General features: G+C 67.1%; 2 protein-coding genes. One reads left to right on the top strand and one right to left on the bottom strand.

The window, feature by feature from the left end:
• Positions 1 to 17: 17 nt before the first annotated feature.
• Positions 18 to 836 (bottom strand): IS5 family transposase, encoded by an 819-nt coding sequence (locus E2C06_RS36670; protein WP_241671639.1) that lies wholly within the window; start codon positions 834 to 836, stop codon positions 18 to 20.
• On the opposite strand from E2C06_RS36670, the gene E2C06_RS40125 reads away from it, so the two are divergent.
• Positions 727 to 955, top strand: a 229-nt coding sequence (locus tag E2C06_RS40125; RefSeq protein ID WP_241671640.1) for a hypothetical protein, incomplete at its 3' end; no start/stop codon positions are given. The two genes, E2C06_RS36670 and E2C06_RS40125, sit on opposite strands and share 110 nt — an antisense overlap.

The raw sequence follows: 955 nt of genomic DNA, 5'->3' as shown, positions 1-955 counted from the left end.
AGTGCCCGTTTTTGAAGTCATGGGGCGGGCAGTCGTCTGCGGTTGGGATGGGCGAGGCGATGGAGCATCAAGCGGATTGCGGCCAGGGTGACCATCGCCTCGGAGACTTCGGGTAGCGCCTCGTAGTCCTTGGACAGTCTGCGCCAGCGGCCGAACCAGCCGAGCGATCTCTCGACCACCCAGCGCCGGGGTTGCACGACGAAGCCGGTGCTGCCTGCGAGGCGGCGAACGATGATCAGCACCAGACCTGCCAGAAAGCAGGCGAGCAAGGCCGCAAGCCGATTGTAGATGCTGTCGGCGAACACCGCCCGGAGCCAGTTGTAGAGCGGCTTCAGGCGCTTCAGCAGGTCGCCGAGGCCGTCGGCGTCCTGGATGTCGGCCGCATGGACGAGGATGCCGAGCAGCAGCCCATCCGTGTCCACCGCAATGTGCCGCTTGCGCCCCTTCAGCCGCTTGGCGGCGTCCCAGCCGCGTGGGCCACCGCTCTCCGTCGTCTTCACGCTTTGGGTGTCGATGATCGCGGCAGAAGGACTTGCTTCCCGCCCGGCGCCCTCGCGCAGCATGACCACGAAGTGGTGGCGGATGCTCTCCCACACGCCATCCCGGAGAAAGGCGCGCATATAGCCGTACACCGTCGGCCAAGGTGGGAAAGCCGGTGGCGGCGGCAGGTGCCGCCACTGGCAGCCGGTGCGCACTAGGTAGAACAGCCCGTCCAGCAGGTTGCGCATGTCCGTGCTGCGCGGCCGCCCGCCGGGCCTGGCGGGCGGAATCAGCGGTTCGAGGAATCGGAACTGGTCATCCGTTAGCGCCTGGCCGGAGCCGAAATTCCCAACCAGCGCGCGATCAGCCGGCGTCCACATGGCGGTCTCCAAGCAGGAAACCGCCCGCAACGCCGCCCAAGGGGTCAGGATCAGCCCGTCAGACGAGTGCCATCACCCCTTCGCAAACGGGGTCT

Source organism: Dankookia rubra, assembly GCF_004355005.1.
Classification (GTDB): domain Bacteria; phylum Pseudomonadota; class Alphaproteobacteria; order Acetobacterales; family Acetobacteraceae; genus Paracraurococcus; species Paracraurococcus ruber_A.
The sequence above is the reverse complement of the archived record's forward strand: the minus strand, read 5'-3'. Positions and strand labels throughout refer to the sequence as shown.